Raw genomic sequence first — 21,542 nt, forward strand, 5'->3', positions numbered from 1 at the left:
TTCAACGCTCCACGGCGAGCTTCACGCCGAGCCCGACGAAGATGCCGCCCGTCGCCGTGTTCACCCGGCGGCGGGCGACGGCGCTGCGGCGCAGCCATCCGCCGATGCGCCCGGCCAGCACGCCCACCGCGCCGTCCACGACGAACTCGAAGGCGATCAGGACGGCGCCGAGCACGGCGAACTGCAGCCACATCCGCCCCAGCCCCGGATCGACGAACTGCGGGAGGAAGGCGACGGTGAAGGTGACCATCTTGGGGTTGAGCAGGTTCGTCAGCAGGCCGCTCAGGTAGGCCCGGCGCCCGGACATCCCGGTGCCCGGCTCGGGCATGTCGCTCACCCCGCCCTTGCGGTCCCGCAACATCCGCACCCCCAGGTAGATCAGGTACGCGGCGCCGCCGATCCGTACGACGGTGAAGGCGACCGGCACGGCCGCGAAGAGCGCGGCCAGCCCCGCGGCGGCCACGGCGACGTGGATCGCCTCGCTGGTCGCCACCCCGGCCGTGGCCAGCAGCCCGGCCCTGGGGCCGCCCCGCATCCCGCAGCCCAGGACGAACAGCATGTCGGGGCCGGGCGTGATCATCGCCACGATGGTGGTGACCGCGAACAGCGCGAGAAGATGACCGTCGAGAGGCACGCTTGATCCTCTCATATCCCCCTTTTTCGCCCAATGTGCGGAATGTCGGTGGGAGGCGGTAGAAGTGACGCATGACGATGGAGCTCACCTGGCCGCAGATCCTCTCCTGGCGCCTGCGCAGGCAGTTCGTGGCGGCGGCCGACGGGCCGGACGCGGTGTCGGTGGCCCGCCGGCTGTGCGGGATGCAGGCGCAGGTCGCCTCCTCGGCCCAGCTCGCGGTGGCGGTCAGGAGCGCCCGGCCCGACCCCGGTGAGATCGACCGGGCCCTGTGGAGCGATCGGACCCTGGTCAAGACCTGGCTCATGCGCGGCACCCTCCACCTGGTGCCCGCCGACGAGCTGGCCGGCCTGTGCGCGGCGCTGAGCACGCTGCGCTTCTGGGAGAAGGGCTCCTGGCAGCGCGGGCACGGCGTGACCGCCGCGGAGATCGAGGCCGTCATCGAGGCCGTCCCCGAGGCGCTGAAGGGAGCGCCGCTGACCCGCGAGGAGCTGGTCGACGCGATCGTGGCGCTGACCGGCGACGCCCATCTCCGCGAGGCGCTGACGTCCGGCTGGGGGGCGCTGCTCAAGCCGCTGAGCCGCCTGGGCGAGCTGTGCTACGGGCCGCCCCGCGAGGGCAAGGTGACCTTCACCGCGCCGCGGTCGTGGGTGCCGGGCTGGCCGGGGGAGCTGCCCGGCCAGGAGGAGGCGGGCGTGCGGGTGCTGCGGGCGTTCCTGGGGGCCCACGGGCCGGCCACGCCGGAGATGTTCGACACCTGGCTGTTCGGCGGCGTGGCCAGGAAGGCGGTGCTCAAGGCGTGGGTCAAGGGCCTGGCCCCTGAGCTGGTGGAGGTCAGGGCCGACGACGGCACGACCCTGTACGCGCTGGCCGAGCACGCCGACGACCTGGCCGCCACCCGGCCCTCGCAGGAGGTCCACCTGCTGCCGGGCTTCGACCAGTTCATCCTGGGGGCGCCGCGGACGCTCGCCCCGCTCGTCCCGCCGCCGCTCAAGCCCAAGGTCAGCCGCCAGGCGGGCTGGATCTCGCCCGTCGTGGTGCACGAGGGCCGGGTGGCCGGTGTGTGGGAGGCGAAGAACGGCGCCATCACCCTCGACCTGGCCGCGCCGGTGCCTCAGGACGCGCTCGACCGCGCCCTGAGCCGCATGCGGTCGCTGCTGGCCCCGGCCTGACGCCGTCCGGTCAGGCGGACGAGCTCGCCATCACCCGGTCGACGATGCCCTTGTTGCCCTCCTCGCGGGCGCAGTGGGCGCAGCAGTACCAGTGCTCGCCCGACTGGACGCCGTGCCCGATGACCTTGGTGCCGCAGTGCTCGCAGATCGGCGCCATGGCCTCGATCGCGCACTGGAAGCAGTCGAAGGTGTGCACGGCTCCCTGCGCGTGCACCTCGAAGGCCATGTCGTAGTCGTTGCCGCAGTTGTCGCAGACGGCCATGGTGATCCCCTCTTCACGTCCGAATCACCTGGGGCAATACCCCGAACCATGGTGCGCTTTCCCCAACGAAACGCCATATTCACGCCGAGTCACCCTTGATGATGACGAAACGTACGATCAGCGGCAGCCCCAGGAGGCCCAGCGCGGCTAGCGCGACGGGCAGCCCGAACGGTCCGGTCAGCCCCGCCACCAGCAGCGGGCTGACGACGAACCCGGCGTAGGAGACCATCGACACGCCCCACACCAGCGTCCCGGTCGGGTCGTCGGCGGCCGAGCGGCTGAGCAGCGCGGGCACCAGCGGCCCGAGCGCCAGCCCGGTCAGGGCGAAGCCCGCCATCGACAGCGGCACGCCGTCACCGAGGCCGGCCAGGCCGATCCCGGCCGCGCCGCCCACCCCGGCGACCAGGTACAGCGCGCGCAGGGGCACCGGAGGCAGGGTCTGCGCGGCGATCCGGCCGGCCGTGAGCGCGGCCATGTAGACCGAGGGGGCCAGGCTCGCCATGAGCGGCGTGGCGGCCCGGTGCTCCTCCAGCAGGAGCACCGACCACTGCTCGACGGCGTTCTCGATCACCAGCACGCATCCGGCCAGCGTCCCGAGCAGCAGCGCGACGCCCCACAGCCGGCGCCCCGCGTGGTGGTCGCCGGAGGGGGCGGCCCGGCCGCCGCCCACGGGCAGGGCGGGCAGCGACAGGGACGTCGCCGCCACCAGCACCGCGATCACCAGCAGCACGGCCCGGACGTCCAGGCCGAGCGAGCGGGCCAGGCCGGTGAGCGGGGCGGCCACGATGACGGCGAGCGGGAATGCCGCGTGCACCGCCTGGAAGAGCCGCCGGCCGCTCTCGCGCTCGACGCGTCCCGTGGTCAGGTTGAGCGCCACGTCGAGCGCCCCGCTGGCCGCGCCGAGCAGCAGCAGCCCGGCCACGAGCGGCCAGTACGCGGTGACCGCGGCCAGGCCCGCCACGGCCAGCCCGAACAGGACGGTCGTCGCCATGAGGGCATGGCGCTCGCGCCCGCGGGCCAGCCGGCCGGTCAGCGCCATCGCGGGCAGGGCCCCGACGGGCACCGCGCTCAGCGCCGTGCCGAGCTGCGCCGCCGAGACGCCGAGCTCCTGCTTCACGGCAGGCAGCAGAGCCGCCCAGGACCCCCAGAACACCGCCCAGACGGCGGACACCGCGATGAGCGGCATTCACCAACCCCCTTGAATTGCGGTCAAGTCTCGGTAAAGATCGACGACGTCCTTAATATCCCCCGCCGAAGGGAATATCGTGCTGACGCGAACGGTCATCGCGGCCGGACTGGTCGCCGCCGGTCTCGCTGCCACCCCCTCCGCCGCCTCCGCGGCCACCGCCCCCGAGACGCCCGAGCGCGTCTGCGGCGCGGGCTACCACCGGGTGCAGGACGGCCACCGCGCGATGAAGACGCGCGACGGGAAGGTGCTCGGGCACGTCTACCTCATGTACAACAAGAGCGCCGGGAAGAACTGCGTGGCGGCGATCAAGACCGCCTTCCGCGGCACCCCTACGGTCACCGGCGCCTCCATCGAGGTCCGCGGCGGCGGCCGCAGCGAGGACGTGCAGCGTTACCGCTTCTACGCCGAGACCGGCCACATCGACGGTAGCTGGAAGTGCGTGAAGTACGCGGGCTGGACGCGCACCCCGGACAACCGTGTCGAGGCGTGGGGCGGCCGCGGCTCGTGGGGCAACTGCCGGGGCTGAGACGAATCCCCTCCTCCCGGCCCGGAGCTGTCACATCGCGCCGGGCCACCTCGTCCTGTGTCATGGAAGTGACGACACAGGGAGGACACCATGACCCAGCGCATCGACATCGCCAAGCTCGCCCCGGAGGCGTACCGGGGGTTCCTGGCGGTGGAGGCGTACATGCACGGCAGCGACCTGCCCGCGGCCACGATCGAGCTGGTCAAGCTGCGGGCCAGCCAGATCAACGGTTGCGGCTACTGCGTGCACATGCACAGCGGGGACATGAAGAAGGCCGGGGAGAGCGACGAGCGGCTGTGGTCGGTCGCCGCCTGGCGGGAGGCCACGGTCTTCACCCCGGCCGAGCGGGCCGCGCTGGCGCTGACCGAGGAGGCGACCCGCCTGGCCGACCGCGGCGAGGCCGTGCCGGACGAGGTGTGGCAGCAGGCGGCCGAGCACTATGACGACAAGCAGCTCGCCGCCCTCGTCGTCTCCATCGCGATGATCAACGCCTGGAACCGGATCGGCGTGACCGCCCGCCTGGTTCCGGGGACGTGACGCGGGCGCATTCGCACGCGAGGCCGTAGAAATGCGTTGAGCGGTCCCGGGAGCCCCGGTTAGGTTGGCGCGCAAGGCGGGTGGCGGCACCCGCCGAGCCGCCGTCAGCCGGCGGCGGCCCGGAAGGGGGAAGACCGTGAAACGTGTCAGAGTCCCGAAATCGACGGCCATCAGGCGTCCGCATCCGTCGGCCGAACCCGATCTGCGCACCCCGTCAGGGCGAAAGTTGCCCTATTAGCTACCCTTTACAGCGAACTTACGGCTGTATCGGTAGATAACAGAGGTAACAGAAACATCACGGGGGGCTCACATGAAGAGGCTTGCGGTGGTGCCGCCGCACATCGCCAGGCACAAGATCCGCGACATCCGGGCGGCGGTCCGCCGCCGAAGGACCGAGGCCACCGACCCCAAGGTGGTCGACCTGCGGGCCTACAGCGGCCGGAACGTGATCCGCTTCCCCGGCGGACCGACGCCGGCCGCCTGAACCGCACGGGATTCACCGCACCGCTGAGGCCCGACACGACCGGCTCCCCCCGCCGGCCGTCCGGTCTCAGCCGTAGAGCCTCTTGGCGTAGCTCTCGCCGTAGTACGACTCCAACTGCTCCAGCGTCTCCTCGACCACCTGGACCTCCTTGATCAGAGTGGCGTGCGAGGGCAGGACGGACGGGTTCCAGGAGTCGGGCGTCCAGAGCTGCGAGCGCAGGAACGCCTTGGCGCAGTGGAAGAAGATCTGCTCGACCTCCACCACCAGGGCCAGCCGCGGCCGGTGGCCCTTGACGACCATCTCGTCGAAGAACGGCGCCTCGCGCACGAGCCGGGCGCGGCCGTTCACGCGCAGGGTCTCGTTGCGGCCGGGGATCAGGAAGATCAGGCCCACGTGCGGGTTCTTCAGTACGTTGAGGAACCCGTCGGCGCGGCGGTTGCCCGGCCGGTCGGGAATGGCGATCGTGGTGTCGTCGATGACGTGGACGAACCCGGCCGGGTCGCCCTTGGGCGAGACGTCGCAGTTGCCCTCGGCGTCGGACGTGGCGATCAGGCAGAACGGGGAGGCCGCCAGCCAGTCGCGGTCACGCGCGTGCAGCCGGACCCGCTCCTTGGTCACGGCCCTCGGCATCACCTCGCCCAGCAGTTCCCGCAACTCCTCCTCGGACCCGATCTCCGCCCAGCTCATCTGATCTCCTTTCGAGGGGTACCGCCCGATTTTGTCAGGAGATCGGAGCAAGCATCCTGTGGGGTGCCCTGAGCAGAACGCTGACCGGATCATCACGGTTGTCCGTCAGGCCGGGGCCGGGGCGCACCTCGATGTCCTCCAGCCCGACGGCCGTGCCGCACGACGGGCACCGCGACACCGGGTCGAGCCGGGCGCCGCAGGCGGCATGGTGGAACAGGCGGCGCGGGCCGTCCCCGCCGAGGTTGCGCTCGCCCCACTGGGACAGGGCCAGCATGGGGACCCACAACTCGCGGCCCGTGGCGGTCAGGACGTACTCGTCGCGCGGCGGGTTGTCCTGGTAGCGGCTCCTGGCCAGCACGCCGGCCTCGACCAGCGCCCCGAGCCGCTGGGACAGGACCGCCCTCGGGATGTCGAGGTGGGCGAGGAAGTCGCCGTAGCGGCGCACGCCGTACATGGCGTCGCGGACGACCAGCAGCGTCCACCGTTCGCCGATCACTTCCAGGGCCCTGGCCAGCGAGCAGTCCTGGCCTTCGTAGTTCTTGCCGAGCGCCATGGGACCCATGTTAGTTCATTCACCGAACCGTGATACGTTGCGCCGCATGAGTTCAATGACCGAACTGACCCGGGTCCGGCCGGGCACGCTGGCCGTGGCGTCCTCGGCGCCCCTGCTCGTGCTGACGAACTACACGGTGCCGATGGTGACGTTGCCGCAGACGGCCGCATCCCTGGACGCCGGCCCGACGGGGCCGGTGTGGATGCTGGGCGGCATCTCGCTCGGGCTGTCGGCGCTGCTGCTGGTCTCCGGCGGGCTGGCCGACGACCACGGGCGCAGGCGGGTGCTGGTCTGGGGGTCGGCCGTGCTGGCCGCCGCCGGGGTGGCGGCCGCGCTGAGCACGTCGGTGCCGGTGTTCGTGCTGGCCAGGCTGGCGCAGGGCGGGGCGAGCGCGGCGATGCTGGCCGCCAGCCTGGGCATCGTCGGCCACGCCTTCCCCTCGGGCGCCGCGCGGGTGCGGGCCACCGGGCTGTACGGCGCCATGATCGGGCTGGGCACCGCGCTCGGCCCGCTGGCCTCTGGCGTGCTGGCCACCGCGGTGAGCTGGCGGGCGGTCTACTGGGTGTTGTCGGCCGCCGCGCTCGCCCTGGCGGTGGCCTCGGCGCGGCTGCTGGCCGAGTCGCGCTCCCCCGCGCCGCGCCGGTTCGACGTGCCCGGCGTGGTGCTGCTCAGCCTGGGCGTGGGGGCGCTGGTCGCGGGGGTCACCGAAGGGCGTGCCGGGTGGGGGCGTCCGGTGGTGATCGGGGCGTTCGCGCTGGCGGCGGTGCTGGTGGCGGCGTTCGTGTCGGTGGAGCGCCGGCGTCCGGAGCCGCTGCTCGACCTGGAGCTGTTCGGACGGCCGGTGTTCCTGGTCGCCACCGGCGGCGCGCTGGTCGTCGGGGCGGCGGTGGTGGGCCTGCTCAGCTACCTGCCGACCGTGCTCCAGACCGCGCACGCGCTGACGCCGCTGCAGACCGGCCTGCTGTTCTGCCTCTGGTCGGGCACGTCGTTCGCGGTGTCGCTGGCGTCCCGGCTGGTACGCCTGCGCACCGCCGCCCGGCTGGCCCTCGGCCTCGGCCTGACCGCGCTCGGGTTCGCCGGCCTGCTGGGCGCGGGCGGCTCGCTGGACCTGCCGCTGGTCATCGCCGGGCTGGTGGTGAGCGGCGCCGGGTCCGGGCTGATCAACTCCTCGATCACCCACCTGGCGATCGAGAGCGTGCCGGCCCACCGGGTCAGCATGGGGTCGGGCGCCAACAACACCGCCCGCTACGTCGGCTCCTCCCTGGGCGCGGCCGGCGTGGCCGCGGTCGTCGGCGCGTTCGGCGTGGACCGGGGGACGACGGTCGCGGTGGCGGCCTGCATCGTGCTGGCGGCGGTGACGGCCCTGGCCGCCGTGCTCACCCGCCCCTGAGCCCGCCGCTGGGTCCGCCGCTGAGCCCGAGCCCGGCTACCAGCGGCGGGCGTGGGCCATCGAGGTGAGCAGGGCGTCGCGTTCCATGGCGAACCTGGCCGGGTCCATGCCCTGCCGTTCGGCCCGCAGGTGCAGCACGGTCAGCTCGGTCGCCGCCTGCTGGTAGTCGCTCATCGCGCGGCCGAGCCCGGCGCCCCTGGCCCACCTGCGGGCCGCCTTGCGGGCCTTGAGCGTGCTGAGCATCTTCAGGTCCTCCGCCGTGACCAGGCCGGTCTGGCCGTAGCCGGGCAGGTAGACGCCCATCTTCGAGACGAGCTGGCGGCGTTCGACGACGGTGACCACGATGAGCAGGACCAGCGCCACCATGATCACCAGGTACGCCGTGCCCAGCCAGGCCAGCGACTGGGTGGAGGCGGCGCCGTTCCACAGCCCGTGCAGGACGACCGCGCCCAGGTAGCCGAGCGGGATCGCGGCGAACCTGGCGGGCGTGCGGCGGGTGAGCGCGTAGGCGACGCCGAGCCCGATCATCGAGGTGTAGATGGGGTGGCCGAGCGGGTCGATCAGCCCTCTGAGCACGAACAGCCGGACCGCGGCGCCGGTGCCGTCCTGGCCGAACGCGATCAGGTAGTAGCCGATGTTCTCCACGGCGGCGAAGCCGAGCCCCGCCATGGAGGCGTAGACGATGCCGTCGGTCAGGCCGTCGATCTCCTGCTTCCTGCGCAGGAGCAGCAGCAGCGCCGACCCCTTCAGCGCCTCCTCGATCACCGGGGCCAGGAACACGGTGCCGACGTCGTTGACGAGCTGGGCGCCGTACCCGGCCCGCAGGAACAGCGCCTGTCCGGCCAGCGTCAGCCCGACGCCGAGCACGATCGCCAGGCCCGCGCCCCACGCGAAGGCGAAGGCCAGGTGCAGCTTCGGCTCCGGCTCCAGCCGGTCGAGCGAGAGCACCGCGGCCAGCAGCACCGGCAGCGGCGCGAGCCCGAGCACCGCCGACAGCCCGAACCCGACCGGCCCGCCTTTGTGCAGCATGAGACCGAGGACGATCAGCGCCAGGACGCCTGAGACGACCAGTCCGATCAGGAGCGCCTTGCTGGGTCTCCTGGCGGGGTGCGGAGCTGTCATGGGGGGCGCCTTTCTCCGACTCAGTGCACCTACTATGAGCGTTCCCGGCCGTCGCGCACTTGACAGTCGCCTACATCACCGTGACTCGCGGTAATAGGGATCGGCCACGACGGATTCCCCGTCCACGTAGGAGTACACCTCACGCCCGGCGATGAACACCCTCAGCGCCCGGCTCATCACGTCGAGCGGGTCGCCCGACCAGATCACCACGTCGCCGTCGAGGCCGGGGCACAGCGAGCCGACCCGGTCGTCGAGGCCCATGATGCGGGCCGGGTTGACGGTGATCGAGCGCAGCGCGGTGTCCCGGTCGAGCCCTTCCTTGACGGCCAGGGTGGCCTGGTGGACGAGGAAGTGGATGGGCACCACCGGATGGTCGGTGGTGATCGCCAGCTCGACCCCGGCCCGCGCGAGGATGCCCGGGTTGCGCAGGGCGCGCTGCCGCAGCTCGACCTTCGACCGGCTGGTGAACAGCGGGCCGATGATGACCGGCACGTTCCGCTCGGCCAGCGTGTCGGCCAGCAGGTGGCCCTCGGTGCCGTGGTTGAGGATCAGCCGGTGGCCGAACTCGTCGGCCAGGCGCAGCGCGGTGGCGATGTCGTCGGCGCGGTGCGCGTGCTGGCACCACGGCAACTCGCCGTCGAGCACGCGGACCAGGATCTCCAGCGTGCCGTCGCGGTCGAACGGCTTGTCCTCGCGCTCGGCCGCGGCCTTCCTCGCCTTGTAGTCCTGCGCCTTCATGAGGGCGTCGCGGATCACCGCGGCCACGCCCTGCCGGGTGGAGGGCAGCTTCTTCTGGTCGCCGTAGACGCGCTTGGGGTTCTCCCCCAGCGCGCTCTTGACGCTCACCGGCTCTCTGACCAGCATCTCGTCGACCGACCTGCCCCAGCACTTGACCGCGACCGTCTGGCCGCCGATCGGGTTGCCGGAGCCCGGCTTGATCACGACCGTGGTGACGCCGCCGGACAGCGCGTCGGCGAAGCCCTGGTCGGCCGGGTTGATGGCGTCGAGGGCGCGCAGCCGGGCCCCGTTGGGGTCGGTCATCTCGTTGGTGTCGTTGCCCGCCCAGCCCTCGGCCTCCTCGTACACGCCGAGATGGCCGTGCGCCTCGACGAAACCGGGCAGCACCCAGCCGCCGTCCGCGTCCACGACGGTGGCGGAGTCGGGGATGGTCACGTCCCGCCCCACGGCGAGGATCTTCCCGTCGCCGACCAGGACGGTGCCGCCCTCGATGGGATCTCCGTCAACCGGCACGACATATCCGTTGATGATGGCGAGAGTCATAGCGGCAACTTACCGTTGCCATGCTTTCCCCCGTAAAGCCTGGACCGATAACCAGATTTCGGGCATGCTTGTCGAGATCTTCAGTCAAGGCCAATCGAAAGGGACGTACTGGTGCGCATGCCCGCAAAGGCAATCCTTCTGACGGCGGCGATCGGTCTCAGCGGCGTTCTCGCGACCCCGGCGAACGCCACGGCCGCGAGCACCCCGCAGGGCGTCTGCGGATCGGGCTTCGGGCTCGTCTCCGGCGGCGCGAAGCCCGTCAAGACCCAGGGCGGCAAGCGCTACGGCACGGTCTACCTCCTGTACAACCGCGGCACCGGCCAGAACTGCGTGGTCACCATCAAGTCCAGCTTCATCGGCTCGAAGACGCAGATGAGCGCCAGGCTCACCGTCATGCCCAAGCCGCACAAGGACGAGAAGCAGGACCCGATCGTGCGCATGGACGCCGGCAAGTTCGGGCAGTACGCCGGGCCGGTCAAGTACTGGGCCAAGAGCGCCTGCGTGAAGTTCTGGGGCACGATCCAGGGCACCGACGGGTCCATCGCCGGCGGCGGCCGTACCAGCTGGGGCAACTGCGGCTAGGGGCCTCCCGCGCGGGTAGTCGTGCCGCCATGCTGACCGAACTGTACGAGCGCTGGCTGCTCGAACTGTGGAACGGCGACTTCCCCCTCGCGCACGACCTGGTGACCCCCGAGTTCGTCGGCCACTGGCCCGGCGCGGACGTGCACGGCCCCGACGGGCTGATCGAGGCGATCCGGCAGGGCCACGAGCCGTTCGACGACGTCCGGGTCACGCTCGACGTGGGCCCGGCCGTCGACGGCGACCTGGTCGCCGCCCGGTGGACGTTCACCGGCGCCTACCGGGGCGGCCTGCCCGGCGCGAGCGCCCCGCCGGGCACCCCCGTCTCCTTCTCCGGGCACGACCTCCTGCGTGCCACGGACGGACGATTCTCCGAATACTGGGTGATCTCCGACGTCCAGTCGTTCTCCCGGCAACTCGGGATAGGCTGACATATTCGCATCACGACGGGGGTCGAAGGATGTCACAGGAGGCAATGGGGGCGATGGGCTCGATGGGCGCACAGCCGCTGGAGCTGCCCGAGGAGGACCTGTCGGCGCTGCTCGCCGGCCAGCGCTTCGGCGCGCTCGCCACGAACGGCGGCGGCGGCCGTCCGCAGTTGTCCACGGTGGTCTACACCTGGGACCCGCCGCGGCGGGTGGTGCGGATCTCGACCGTCGCCGACCGGCTGACGGTGCGCCGCCTGCACCAGGACCCCCGCTGCGCGCTCTACGTCACCAGCGACGACTTCGGCTCCTACGCCGTCGCCGAGGGCGAGGCCGAGCTGTCCCCCGTGAGCGACCGGCCGGGTGACGAGGTGGGCCTGGAACTGCTGGCCATGCAGCCGTCCTTCGGTGACGCCGCGGGCGAGCTGGCGTTCCTGCACCGGATGGTCGCCGACCGCCGGCTGGTGGTCAGGATCCAGGCGAGACGGCTCTACGGGGCCCTGCTGCCGACGCCCTGACCGCGCGCCGCCGGTTGTAGGCCACCATCGCCACCACCAGCAGGATCAGCGCCAGGTCGATGGCGGCCGACCAGCGCATGGCCCGCGCGTGGTGGCCGCCCTCGGCGACCGCGAAGTAGACCGCCCCGATCACCGCGACGCCGCCCGCGCCGGCGAACTGCTGCGCCGTGCTGAGCACGCCCGACCCGATGCCGGCCTGGTGCGGCGCGACCTCCACCAGCGCCGCGCCGATGAGCCGCGGCAGGACCAGGCCGTTGCCCGAGCCCACGAGCATGAGCGCGACCATGACGTACGGCAGCCCCCACCCGGCCCCAGCCACCAGCAGCGCCAGCCCCAGGGCGGTGACCAGGCCGCCGATCATGACGACGACCAGCCCGTACCGGCTGACCAGGCGGGTGCCGAGCAGCGAGGTCACGGTGAACAGCACGCCCATCGGCGCGAAGGCCAGGCCCGCCTGGAACGCGGTGAGCCCGAGCCCGCTCTGCAGCAGCAGCGTCAGCGTGAACATGAACGAGGCGAAGTACGCCATGAACGCGACGATCGCCCCGACGCCCGCCAGGTAGGAGTGGACCTTGAGCAGGCCGAGGTCGAGCACCGGCTGCCCGCCCCGGGCGGCCAGCGTGCGCTGCCACCACCAGGTCAGCGCGAACACCGGCGCGCTCGCCGCCATGGCGGCCCACGTCCAGGCGGGCCAGCCCAGGCTGTTGCCGAGGCCGAGCGGCACCAGCAGCAGCGCCAGCCCGGCGGCCAGCCCCGCCGCGCCCGGCAGGTCGAACGCGACGGGCTTGTGCGGATCGGCCTCGGGCAGCAGCCAGCGGGCCAGCGGCACGACGACCAGACCGACCGGCAGGTTGATCAGGAAGATCACCCGCCAGCCGAGGCCGAACACGTCGGCGGTGAGCAGCAGGCCGCCGAGCACCTGGCCGGCGATGGAGCCGAGGCCGCCGGCGGCGCCGTACCAGCCGAGGGCGCGGCCGCGGCGCTCCGGCGGGTAGACGGCCGAGATCATGGCCAGCACCTGGGGCACCATGACGGCGCCGGCCAGGCCCTGGAGCAGCCGGGCGGCGACCAGCCAGGCGGCCCCGGGCGCGAGGCCGCACAACACCGAGGCGACGGTGAACCCGGCCACGCCGAGGACGAACAGCCGCCGGTAGCCGTAGCGGTCGCCGAGCCGGCCGCCGGTGATCATGCCGGCCGCGTACGTGAAGGCGTACCCGGCCACGATCAGCTCCAGGGCGGCCGGACCGGCGCTCAGGTCGTGCTCGATGGCCGGCGCGGCCACGTTGACCACGAAGAAGTCGAACTGGGCCATGAACCACGCCGACAGCAGGACCGGCAGCACCCCTCGCATCTTGTCAGGCTAGATCAGACAGGCTCTTGCAAGTTGAGTGGGAGGGGCTTACGATCCGCGTAATTGTTAGGAAACTTTCTTTAAAGAAAGGTCCTTGACGTGCGCCGATTAGTCACCCCCCTGATCGCCGTCCTCGTGATCATCGGCATGTGCACCCTTCCCGCACAGGCCGCGAGCCGCCTCATCGCCACGTTCTCCCTCTCCGGGAACACCGGCACCTTCCTGGTGAGCAACCCGGGCACGACCGCCGTCAGCGGCTGGTCGATCGTCTTCGAGCTGCCGTCCGGGGTCACCGCGAGCAACCCCCAGAACGCCACCATCCGCCAGAACGGCACCAAGGTGACGCTCACCCCCGCTTTCTACATCAACACCGTGCAGGCGGGGAAGAACACCGAACCCTACAGCCCCAAGGTGACGCTGAGCTCGGCCGTCCAGCCGACGAGCTGCCTGATCAACGGCGCCAACTGCGACGGCACCGGCGGTGACCCGCCCGCCAAGCCGCCGGTCAGCGCCACGTACGACGTCAACGGCACCTCGGCCAAGTTCATCGTCGCCAACAACAGCACCACCGCGCTGAACGGCTGGTCGATCGTGTTCGAGCTGCCCGCGGGCGTCACCGCGAGCAACGCCCAGAACGGCTCACTCACCCAGAGCGGGCGGACCGTCACCCTGACCCCCGTCCACTACAACACCACCGTGAACGCGGGCGCGACCACCGAGCCCTACAGCCCGAGCTTCACCGTGAGCACGGCCAACGCCGAGCCGACGAGCTGCCGGATCAACGACGTCAACTGCGACGGCACCCCCGACGCGCCGCCCGGCGCCCCCGGGAACCTGCGCTCGCCGGTCAAGACCACCAAGACCGTCTCCCTCGCCTGGGACGCCGCCACCCAGGGCAGCCTGCCCATCGTCGGGTACGAGATCTACAACGGCTCCGCCCTGGCCGCCTCGGTCACCGAGACCTCCGGCACGGTCTCCGGCCTGACGCCGAACACCGAGTACACGTTCACCGTCAAGGCCAAGGACCGCAAGGGCACCCTGTCGGCCGCCTCCGCTCCGCTGAAGGTGACCACCCGCAACCCGGCCGACGACTCGCAGGCGCCGTCGGTGCCGTCGGGACTGCGCAGCACGGCCAAGTCCTCCAGCAGCGTCACGCTGGCCTGGACGGCCTCCACCGACAACACCGGCGTGGCCAACTACGACGTCTTCGCCGGCTCGACCCTGGCCACGACCGTCACGGGCACGACGGCGGTCGTCTCCGGCCTGTCCCCCTCGACCGAGTACTCCTTCACGGTCAAGGCCCGCGACCTGTACGACAACCTCTCGGCCGCCTCCGCCCCGGTGAAGGTGACGACGTCGGACATCGTCGAGACCGGGTACGCCCGCGTCGGCTACTTCGTCCAGTGGGGCATCTACGGCCGGCAGTACTTCGTCCGCAACCTGGACACCACCGGGGCCGCGGCGAAGCTGACCCACATCAACTACGCCTTCGCCAACATCGACCCCAAGAACCTGACCTGCCTGCAGGGCGTCACCAAGGGCACCACGTCCGACCCGCAGGACCCGAACCAGGGCGACGGCGCCGGTGACGCCGAGGCCGACTACGGCAGGCCGTTCAGCTCCGCCCAGTCGGTCGACGGGGTCGCCGACACCGGCTGGGAGAAGCTGCAGGGCAACTTCAACCAGCTCAAGAAGCTCAAGGCGAAGTACCCGAACCTCAAGGTGCTGATCTCGCTCGGCGGCTGGACGTACTCCAAGTACTTCTCCGACGTGGCGGCGACCGACGCCTCCCGCAAGAAGTTCGTGTCCTCCTGCATCGACACCTACATCAAGGGCAACCTGCCCGACTACAACGGCAAGGGCGGTCCGGGCACGGCCGCGGGCATCTTCGACGGCATCGACCTCGACTGGGAGTGGCCGGGCGCCGAGGGGCACGCGGGCAACCACATCGGCCAGAACGACAAGGCCAACAACACGCTGCTGATCGCCGAGTTCCGCCGCCAGCTCGACGCGCTGACGACGACGACCGGCAAGCGGTACCAGCTCACGGCGTTCACCCCGGCCGACCCGGCCAAGATCGCCGCCGGCTGGGACCTGCCCGAGGTCGCCAAGTCGCTGGACATCTTCAACATCCAGGGCTACGACTTCCACGGCGCGGGCAGCGACAACTCCTGGGAGCCGAACCGCACCGGCCACCAGGGCAACCTGTACCTCGACGCGGACAGCCCGTACAACCCGGACTTCAGCGTCGAGAAGGCCGTGGACGTCTACCTCCAGGCCGGCGTCAACCCGCGCAAGCTGACCATCGGCCTGGCCTACTACGGCCGCGGCTGGCAGCAGGTGACCGACGGCGGCAAGGCGGGCGAGTGGCAGGACGCGCACGGCGCGGCTCCCGGCCAGTTCCAGGAGGAGGCGGGCACGCGCGGCTACAGCAACCTGCTCGCCATGGTGCCCGGCTGCACGATCCGCCACGACGAGGTCGCCGTCGCCACTTACTGCTACACCGGCAACAACGGGCAGTGGTGGACGTTCGACGACGCCTGGTCGATCGGCAAGAAGACGGCCTGGCTGAAGAGCAAGGGCCTGCTGGGCGCGATGATCTGGGAGATGTCCGGCGATCCGGGCGTCCTCACCACCGCGCTGGACGCCGGCCTGAAGTAACCCGGGTTCGGTAACACCGTTCGGTAACTCGTTCGGTGACAGCTGAGGGCGGGCCGCCGCGGGCGGCCCGCCCTCAGGCATGTCCGCGTGTCGAAGCCTCATCGGATGGGCACCGCTGCGTTACTCTGCCCTCAACTCACGGTCATCCTCGCTGGTCATGGTCGGGGTTGTCGGTCTCTCCCCCACCGAGGAGATCCATGTTGCGGCGACTCGCCCTGTTCCTGCCCCTCGCCCTCCTCCCCCTGGCCTCCCCGCCCTCCTCCGCCGCCGCTGTGACCACAGTGGTCAACGTCGCCCATCGGGGCGCGTCGGCGTACGCGCCGGAGAACACCGTCGCAGCCTTCCAGCTCGCCGCCCGCCAGGGGGCCGACCTGTTCGAGCTGGACGTCCAGGAGACCAAGGACCACGAGCTGGTCCTGATGCACGACACCACCCTCGCCCGGACCACCGACGCCGAGCGCGCCCTGCCCGGCCTGGCGCCCTGGCGGGTGCGCGACCTCACGCTCGCGCAGATCCGCAGGCTGGACGCGGGCTCCTGGTTCGACCGGGAGTACACCGGCGAGCGGGTGCCGACTTTGCAGGAGGCGCTGCGCGCGACGGCCGGGTCCCGCGCCGGCATGCTGCTGGAGGTCAAGGAGCCGAAGCTCTACCCCGGCATCGAGGCCCGCATCGTCCGCGCGCTGCGCGCCGAGCCCTCCTGGCTCGCGCCGGGGCGGCTGGTGGTTCAGTCGTTCGACTGGGACTCGATGCGCGCCTTCCACCGGCTGCTGCCCGAGGTGCCGATCGGGCTGCTCGGCACGCCCAGCGCCGCCGCGCTGCCCGGCCTGGCCAGGTTCGCCGACCACGTCAACCCGCCGTACGCCGCGCTCACCCCTTCGTACGTGAAGCTGGCCCACGAGCACGGCATGAAGGTCTTCGCCTGGACGGTCGACAGCCCCGACGTCATGCAACGCCTGCTGACGTACCAGGTGGACGGCATCATCACCGACAAACCCGACATCCTGCGCGACCTGCTGACCGGAGCCTGATCCCCGAACGCCCGGCCGGAACCTGACCCCCGAACGCCTGACCGGACCCCGCCCCCGGAAAGCCGATGAGGGGGCCCGTTCCCGGGCCCCCTCATCTCAGTTCAGCGTGGATCAGCTGCAGCCGCTGGTCGAGCCGCAGCCCTCGCACACGTAGCAGCTTCCGGCCGGCCGCATCTTGGTGCCGCAGGTCATGCAGAGCGGCGCGTCGGCGGTGAAGCGCTGGTGGCTCTCCAGCGTCAGCTCCCGGACCGGCTCCTCCTTCGGCTCCTCCTTGGGCTTCTCGATGGGCGCCGACTGGGCCAGCGCCTCCCGGTCGACCGCCTCCGCCAGCGCCGCCGGGTCCTCGCCGCGCTGCTGCGCGGCGCGCTCGGCCGCCGAGAAGATGCCGAGCGCCGCCCGCTCGTCGTAGGGCAGGTGGTCGAGGGCCAGGCGGCGGAAGATGTAGTCCATCACCGACGTGGCCATCCGGATGTCCGGGTCGTCCGTCATGCCCGCCGGCTCGAACCGCATGTTCACGAACTTGCTCATGTACGTCTCCAGCGGCACCCCGTACTGGAGGCCGATGGAGATCGCCACCGAGAAGGCGTCCATGACGCCCGCCAGCGTCGAGCCCTGCTTGGACATCTTGAGGAAGACCTCGCCGAGCCCGTCGTCAGGGTAGGACGAAGCGGTCATGTAGCCCTTGGCGCCGCCCACGGTGAAGCGGGTGGTCATGCTGGGACGCTGGTTGGGCATGCGCCGCCGGGTCGGCCGGTTGACCTCGATGACCTTGACCTCGGGCTCGGCCTCGACGGCCTTCGCCTCGTCCTTCTTGGCGCCGTTGCCGGCCGACAGCGGCTGGCCGACCTTGCAGTTGTCGCGGTAGACGGCCAGCGCCTTCAGGCCGAGCTTCCAGCCCTCCAGGTAGACCTGCTCGATGTCGTCGATCGTGGCCGACTCCGGCAGGTTGACCGTCTTGGAGATCGCGCCGGACAGGAACGGCTGGGTCGCCGCCATCATCCGCACGTGGCCCATCGGCGCGATGGCCCGCTCGCCCATCGCGCAGTCGAACACCTCGTAGTGCTCCTTGCGCAGGCCGGGGGCGTCGACGACGTGGCTGTGCTCGCCGATGTACTCGACGATGGCCTCGATCTGCTCCTGCTGGTAGCCGAGTTGCTTGAGCGCCCGCGGGATCGTCTGGTTGACGATCTGCATCGAGCCGCCGCCGACCAGCTTCTTGAACTTGACCAGCGCGAGGTCGGGCTCGATGCCGGTGGTGTCGCAGTCCATCATCAGGCCGATGGTGCCGGTGGGGGCGAGCAGGCTGGCCTGGGCGTTGCGGTAGCCGTTCTTCTCGCCGACCTTCAGGCACTCCGACCACTGGCGCGAGGCCTCGGCGTGGATCTTCGCGTCCATGGTGCCGACCGTGCGCAGGTTGTCGTTGGCGGCGGCGTGCTTGCGCATGACCCGCTTGTGCGGCTCGGCGTTGCGGGCGTAACCGTCGTACGCGCCCACCACGCCGGCCAGCTCGGCGCTGCGCCGGTAGGACACACCGGTCATCAGCGACGTGATCGCCCCGGCCACCGCGCGGCCGCCGTCGGAGTCGTAGGCGTGGCCCGTGGCCATGAGCAGCGCGCCCAGGTTGGCGTAGCCGATGCCGAGCTGGCGGTAGGCCCGCGTGGTCTCGCCGATCTTCTCGGTCGGGAAGTCGGCGAAGGTGATCGAGATGTCCATCGCGGTGATGATCAGCTCGGTCAGCTTGACGAAGTCGGCGACGTTGAAGGTGTTGTCGTCCTTCAGGAACTTCAGCAGGTTGATGCTGGCCAGGTTGCACGAGGAGTTGTCCAGGTGCACGTACTCCGAGCACGGGTTGCTGGCGGTGATCCGGCCGGTCTCCGGCGTGGTGTGCCAGTCGTTGATCGTGTCGTCGTACTGCACGCCCGGGTCGGCGCACTCCCAGGCGGCCTTGGCCATCTTGCGGAACAGGTCCTTGGCGTCGACCTTCTCGATGACCTCGCCGGTCAGGCGGGCACGCAGGCCGAACTGGTCGCCCTTCTCCACCGCGCGCATGAACTCGTCGGAGACGCGCACCGAGTTGTTGGCGTTCTGGTACTGGACGGAGACGATGTCCTTGCCGCCCAGGTCCATGTCGAAACCGGCGTCACGCAGCGCGCGGACCTTGTCCTCCTCGCGCGCCTTGGTCTCGATGAACTCCTCGATGTCGGGGTGGTCGACGTCGAGCACGACCATCTTGGCCGCCCGGCGCGTCGCGCCGCCCGACTTGATCGTGCCCGCGGAGGCGTCCGCGCCGCGCATGAAGCTGACCGGCCCGCTGGCCGTGCCGCCGCTGGAGAGCAGTTCCTTGGACGAACGGATGCGGGACAGGTTGACGCCCGACCCCGAACCGCCCTTGAAGATCACGCCCTCTTCCTTGTACCACTCCAGGATCGACTCCATCTGGTCGTCCACGGAGAGGATGAAACAGGCGCTGACCTGCTGCGGCGAGGCGGTGCCCACGTTGAACCAGACCGGCGAGTTGAACGCGAAGACCTGGTGGACCAGCGCGTGCTTGAGCTCGTGGTCGAAGATCTCGGCGTCCTCGTCGCTGGCGAAGTAGCCGTGCTCGACGCCCGTGCGGGTGTAGACGCCGACCACCCGGTCGACGAGCTGCTTCAGGCTCCACTCGCGCTGCGGCGTGCCGACGGCGCCGCGGAAGTACTTGGTCGTCACGATGTTGGCCGCGTTCACCGACCAGAACTCGGGGAACTCGACACCCCGCTGCTCGAAGTTGATCGAGCCGTCGCGCCAGTTCGTCATCACGACGTCACGGCGCTCCCACTGGACCTCGTCATACGGGTGCACGCCGGGCTTCGTGAAGATCCGCTTCATCCTCAGCCCCTTACGCGGCCGCTTACCCCCGCGCGCCACTGAACCGCTGGCCGTGTCCGTCATGACTCCCCCTTCTCCGCCTTCAACTGTGAGATCTCGGCCTCGAAGTCCGCCAGGCTCTCGAAACCGCGATAAACCGATGCGAATCGCAGGTAGGCCACCTCGTCCAGCTCCCGGAGCGGGCCGAGGATCGCCAGGCCCACCTCGTTCGACGGCAGCTCGGCCGCGCCCTTGGCCCGGATGGCCTCCTCTACCCGCTGCCCGAGCTGGGCCAGCGAGTCCTCGCTGACCGGCCTGCCCTGACAGGCCCGCCGCACGCCCGCGACGACCTTGTCCCGCGAGAACGGCTCCGTCACCCCGCTACGCTTGCTCACCATCAGCAGGACGGTCTCCTGCGTGGTGAACCTGCGCCCGCACTCGGGACAGGTGCGCCGGCGCCTGATGGCCGCGCCGTCGTCCGTGGACCGGCTGTCGATGACCCTGGTGTCAGGGTGGCGACAGAACGGACAGTGCACGGCTTCGCCTCCTCGACCCGCCCGGCCCACCACACGCGTAAAACCCTCGCCGCGGTACGCTCGCGCACGCCCCACGGCTCGCCATGGTGCGGTCACGGAAACACAAGGTGTGGTGAACCGACATCGGTGTAACTACTAGATGTTGTGGTCCAACCGTAGAAGCGCGCGACCATGAACGCAAGTTGAGCAACACCGTGGAGCTGAAGTCGCTGATCAGCCCCCGCGTCACACGAGCCCCGGGCGTGTCGCCTCGGCCGGCCCCCTCGCGCGCCTCACCCGACCGGCCCCCTCGCACCCGACGGCGACCAGCCCAAACAGGCCCCACAAAGGTACCGGAGCCCACAGCCTCCCCCCACCTCCCACCACCCCCGAAGCCCCCTCCCCTACCCCCACAAAACAACCCGGAACCCCCACCCGGCCTTCGCTTGCCCCCGCCCCTTTGCTTGCCTCCCCGTCTTCCGCTTGCCCCCTGGCCTCTCGCTTGCGTCCCTGCCCTCCCCACGACCTGGCCGACTCACCGGGCGCCCTTGCTCGGCCATTTCCCTTACGCGTGCCACCCCCGAAGCCCCGCCCACGCCCTCGGGGTCCGCTTCCTGAACCCAACGCGTTGGCGAGTGCTGAACGGCCCCCCTCACTCAGCGGCTCCCGCCCCCTTGAGCCCGCGCGGGGTGTGCCGCCTTCAAGGGCCCCTGTCGGGGCCGCTTCCCTGCGCCCTGAGCCCCGCCCCTGAGCCAGGCACGCGGCCACCGCGCGATCTTCGGTTGTCTTCACAAGCTCCGAAGGATCACGCGGTGGCCGTCCCCATGCGACCCCAACGCTTCAAGATCACCTAGCGTCACTGGAGTCGTGGATGGTCACCCCACGGGGTGGCGGACGGAGCGCGTCACGGGCACTTCGCGCGCATCGTGGGGCTCCAGCCGTTGTGGACGACGTACTTGCTTCCCGCGTAGTAGCTGACCTGGCCCTGCAGGCGGTAGGTGAAGGTGTCCCCCCGCTTGCAGCCCTTGTACAACGTCCTCTTGCCGGCCCCGTACCAGGAGGCGCTGGAGATGTTCTGCCAGCCCCACCAGCGCTTGCGCTGCAGCATGATCTTGACGCGCTGGTTGCTGGAGCAGCCGATCGCCCAGCCGGTCGCGGCCACGTGTCCCTTGCGCATCTCCGGACGGTACACACGCACCTCACGGCAGGACATCGTCGCCGAGCCGGCCGCCGTGGCGGCCGTGGTGACGGCGGTGAGGGAGGTCTGGGCGCTGGTCTGGACGGAGGCCTGCGCGGGGGTGCCCGCGGTCAGAGCCGCGGCGGCAACCGCCGCACCGACGACCATCGTGTTGAACGTTCGCATCGAGTTCTCCTTGGTGCTCGTCGTACTGGACACCGCGAAGGTAGCCAGGCCGATGTTGAGAACCTGTGGAGTGCCTGTTGAGCGACCGATCGGCCAGCTGTCCTCCAGTGACACATCACGATCACGGTTGGGATCCGCCCTGACAGTGGCAGTGTCGGACGGTTGCCTGATGACGACGCCACCAGCCTGACCAGCGCACGACGTCCGTGATCGTGCAGGTCGTGGCCAGGATGAGCACGGCCGGTAACCGCCAGATCTGAAGGGCCGTCAGCAAGACGCGGTCATCAGTACTGGACGGCCCGGCGGCGGCGATGGCCGTAAGCAGAGCCAGCGCGAGCATGGCCAGCGCGAGCATGGCCAGCGCGAGCATGGCCAGCGCGAGCATGGCCAGCGCGAGCATGGCCAGCGCGAGCATGGCCAG

Annotated in this window: 21 protein-coding genes and 1 pseudogene; 10 read left to right on the forward strand and 12 right to left on the reverse strand. The window is 70.8% G+C overall.

Translation table 11 applies throughout. The features are described 5' to 3' along the window. Position 1: 1 nt before the first annotated feature. Positions 2–634, reverse strand: coding sequence for a LysE family translocator (locus ACWEJ6_RS09250; RefSeq protein WP_364329247.1), 633 nt, complete (start codon positions 632–634; stop codon positions 2–4). A 71-nt stretch (positions 635–705) separates the two neighbouring features. On the opposite strand from ACWEJ6_RS09250, the gene ACWEJ6_RS09255 reads away from it, so the two are divergent. Further along, positions 706–1,803, forward strand: coding sequence for a winged helix DNA-binding domain-containing protein (locus ACWEJ6_RS09255; protein ID WP_452422599.1), 1,098 nt, complete (start codon positions 706–708; stop codon positions 1,801–1,803). Positions 1,804–1,813: 10 nt separating this feature from the next. Here the strand turns inward: ACWEJ6_RS09255 and ACWEJ6_RS09260 are convergent, their stop codons facing one another. Further along, a complete protein-coding gene (locus ACWEJ6_RS09260; RefSeq protein ID WP_352326656.1) occupies positions 1,814–2,065 on the reverse strand; it encodes a hypothetical protein in 252 nt (83 codons plus the stop codon). Positions 2,066–2,144: 79 nt separating this feature from the next. Further along, positions 2,145–3,251, reverse strand: coding sequence for an MFS transporter (locus ACWEJ6_RS09265; RefSeq protein ID WP_452422601.1), 1,107 nt, complete (start codon positions 3,249–3,251; stop codon positions 2,145–2,147). A 79-nt stretch (positions 3,252–3,330) separates the two neighbouring features. On the opposite strand from ACWEJ6_RS09265, the gene ACWEJ6_RS09270 reads away from it, so the two are divergent. The 3 genes from ACWEJ6_RS09270 to ACWEJ6_RS09280 all read left to right on the forward strand — a co-directional run bounded on the left by ACWEJ6_RS09270 (position 3,331) and on the right by ACWEJ6_RS09280 (position 4,801). Beyond that, positions 3,331–3,780 (forward strand): hypothetical protein, encoded by a 450-nt coding sequence (locus ACWEJ6_RS09270; protein ID WP_452422603.1) that lies wholly within the window; start codon positions 3,331–3,333, stop codon positions 3,778–3,780. Between the two features lie 90 nt (positions 3,781–3,870). Further along, on the forward strand, positions 3,871–4,317 hold the full coding sequence (locus tag ACWEJ6_RS09275; RefSeq protein WP_397218931.1) for a carboxymuconolactone decarboxylase family protein: 447 nt from the start codon (positions 3,871–3,873) through the stop codon (positions 4,315–4,317). A gap of 310 nt (positions 4,318–4,627) precedes the next feature. Beyond that, complete coding sequence (locus ACWEJ6_RS09280; protein ID WP_352357779.1) at positions 4,628–4,801, forward strand: hypothetical protein; 174 nt, start codon at positions 4,628–4,630, stop codon at positions 4,799–4,801. 66 nt (positions 4,802–4,867) lie between these two features. On the opposite strand, the gene ACWEJ6_RS09285 is transcribed toward ACWEJ6_RS09280, so the two are convergent. Both ACWEJ6_RS09285 and ACWEJ6_RS09290 read right to left on the reverse strand, forming a co-directional pair. Beyond that, complete coding sequence (locus tag ACWEJ6_RS09285) at positions 4,868–5,488, reverse strand: pyridoxamine 5'-phosphate oxidase family protein (RefSeq protein ID WP_452422605.1); 621 nt, start codon at positions 5,486–5,488, stop codon at positions 4,868–4,870. 34 nt (positions 5,489–5,522) lie between these two features. Then, a complete protein-coding gene (locus tag ACWEJ6_RS09290; RefSeq protein WP_358284201.1) occupies positions 5,523–6,041 on the reverse strand; it encodes a winged helix-turn-helix transcriptional regulator in 519 nt (172 codons plus the stop codon). Between the two features lie 46 nt (positions 6,042–6,087). Here ACWEJ6_RS09290 and ACWEJ6_RS09295 point away from each other — a divergent pair, with 46 nt between their 5' ends. After that, on the forward strand, positions 6,088–7,431 hold the full coding sequence (locus ACWEJ6_RS09295; RefSeq protein WP_452422608.1) for an MFS transporter: 1,344 nt from the start codon (positions 6,088–6,090) through the stop codon (positions 7,429–7,431). 36 nt (positions 7,432–7,467) lie between these two features. Here ACWEJ6_RS09295 and ACWEJ6_RS09300 read toward each other — a convergent pair whose 3' ends face one another. Beyond that, a complete protein-coding gene (locus ACWEJ6_RS09300; protein WP_452422610.1) occupies positions 7,468–8,553 on the reverse strand; it encodes a PrsW family intramembrane metalloprotease in 1,086 nt (361 codons plus the stop codon). 75 nt (positions 8,554–8,628) lie between these two features. Further along, positions 8,629–9,834, reverse strand: coding sequence for an amidohydrolase (locus ACWEJ6_RS09305; RefSeq protein WP_452422612.1), 1,206 nt, complete (start codon positions 9,832–9,834; stop codon positions 8,629–8,631). Positions 9,835–9,951: 117 nt separating this feature from the next. On the opposite strand from ACWEJ6_RS09305, the gene ACWEJ6_RS09310 reads away from it, so the two are divergent. Genes ACWEJ6_RS09310 through ACWEJ6_RS09320 form a run of 3 tightly spaced genes read left to right on the forward strand, consistent with a single transcriptional unit; the run spans position 9,952 to position 11,356 of the window. After that, positions 9,952–10,416, forward strand: a complete 465-nt coding sequence (locus ACWEJ6_RS09310) for a hypothetical protein (protein ID WP_358284190.1) — start codon at positions 9,952–9,954, stop codon at positions 10,414–10,416. A 29-nt stretch (positions 10,417–10,445) separates the two neighbouring features. Then, complete coding sequence (locus tag ACWEJ6_RS09315) at positions 10,446–10,844, forward strand: ester cyclase (protein WP_387663569.1); 399 nt, start codon at positions 10,446–10,448, stop codon at positions 10,842–10,844. A gap of 29 nt (positions 10,845–10,873) precedes the next feature. Next, on the forward strand, positions 10,874–11,356 hold the full coding sequence (locus ACWEJ6_RS09320) for a pyridoxamine 5'-phosphate oxidase family protein (RefSeq protein ID WP_452422614.1): 483 nt from the start codon (positions 10,874–10,876) through the stop codon (positions 11,354–11,356). Here ACWEJ6_RS09320 and ACWEJ6_RS09325 read toward each other — a convergent pair. Further along, complete coding sequence (locus tag ACWEJ6_RS09325) at positions 11,307–12,707, reverse strand: MFS transporter (protein WP_452422616.1); 1,401 nt, start codon at positions 12,705–12,707, stop codon at positions 11,307–11,309. The two genes, ACWEJ6_RS09320 and ACWEJ6_RS09325, sit on opposite strands and share 50 nt — an antisense overlap. Positions 12,708–12,806: 99 nt before the next feature. Between ACWEJ6_RS09325 and ACWEJ6_RS09330 the strand changes: the two genes are divergently transcribed. Then, positions 12,807–15,368 carry a glycosyl hydrolase family 18 protein gene (locus tag ACWEJ6_RS09330; protein WP_452422618.1) on the forward strand — a complete coding sequence of 854 codons (2,562 nt, stop codon included), beginning with the start codon at positions 12,807–12,809 and terminating at the stop codon, positions 15,366–15,368. Between the two features lie 197 nt (positions 15,369–15,565). Beyond that, on the forward strand, positions 15,566–16,396 hold the full coding sequence (locus ACWEJ6_RS09335) for a glycerophosphodiester phosphodiesterase (RefSeq protein WP_452422620.1): 831 nt from the start codon (positions 15,566–15,568) through the stop codon (positions 16,394–16,396). 111 nt (positions 16,397–16,507) lie between these two features. On the opposite strand, the gene ACWEJ6_RS09340 is transcribed toward ACWEJ6_RS09335, so the two are convergent. From ACWEJ6_RS09340 to ACWEJ6_RS09355, 4 genes and pseudogenes are all read right to left on the reverse strand, one after another. Further along, positions 16,508–19,327: a vitamin B12-dependent ribonucleotide reductase gene (locus ACWEJ6_RS09340; RefSeq protein WP_452422622.1), complete on the reverse strand. Its 2,820-nt coding sequence runs from the start codon at positions 19,325–19,327 to the stop codon at positions 16,508–16,510. Next, complete coding sequence (gene nrdR / locus ACWEJ6_RS09345) at positions 19,324–19,779, reverse strand: transcriptional regulator NrdR (protein ID WP_103955744.1); 456 nt, start codon at positions 19,777–19,779, stop codon at positions 19,324–19,326. The genes ACWEJ6_RS09340 and nrdR overlap by 4 nt, the downstream gene beginning before the upstream one ends. An 883-nt stretch (positions 19,780–20,662) precedes the next feature. Beyond that, a complete protein-coding gene (locus tag ACWEJ6_RS09350) occupies positions 20,663–21,121 on the reverse strand; it encodes a hypothetical protein (RefSeq protein ID WP_452422625.1) in 459 nt (152 codons plus the stop codon). 121 nt (positions 21,122–21,242) lie between these two features. Then, positions 21,243–21,542: pseudogene (locus ACWEJ6_RS09355) on the reverse strand (hypothetical protein); the annotation flags it as partial.

Source organism: Nonomuraea sp. NPDC004702 (genome assembly GCF_053601695.1).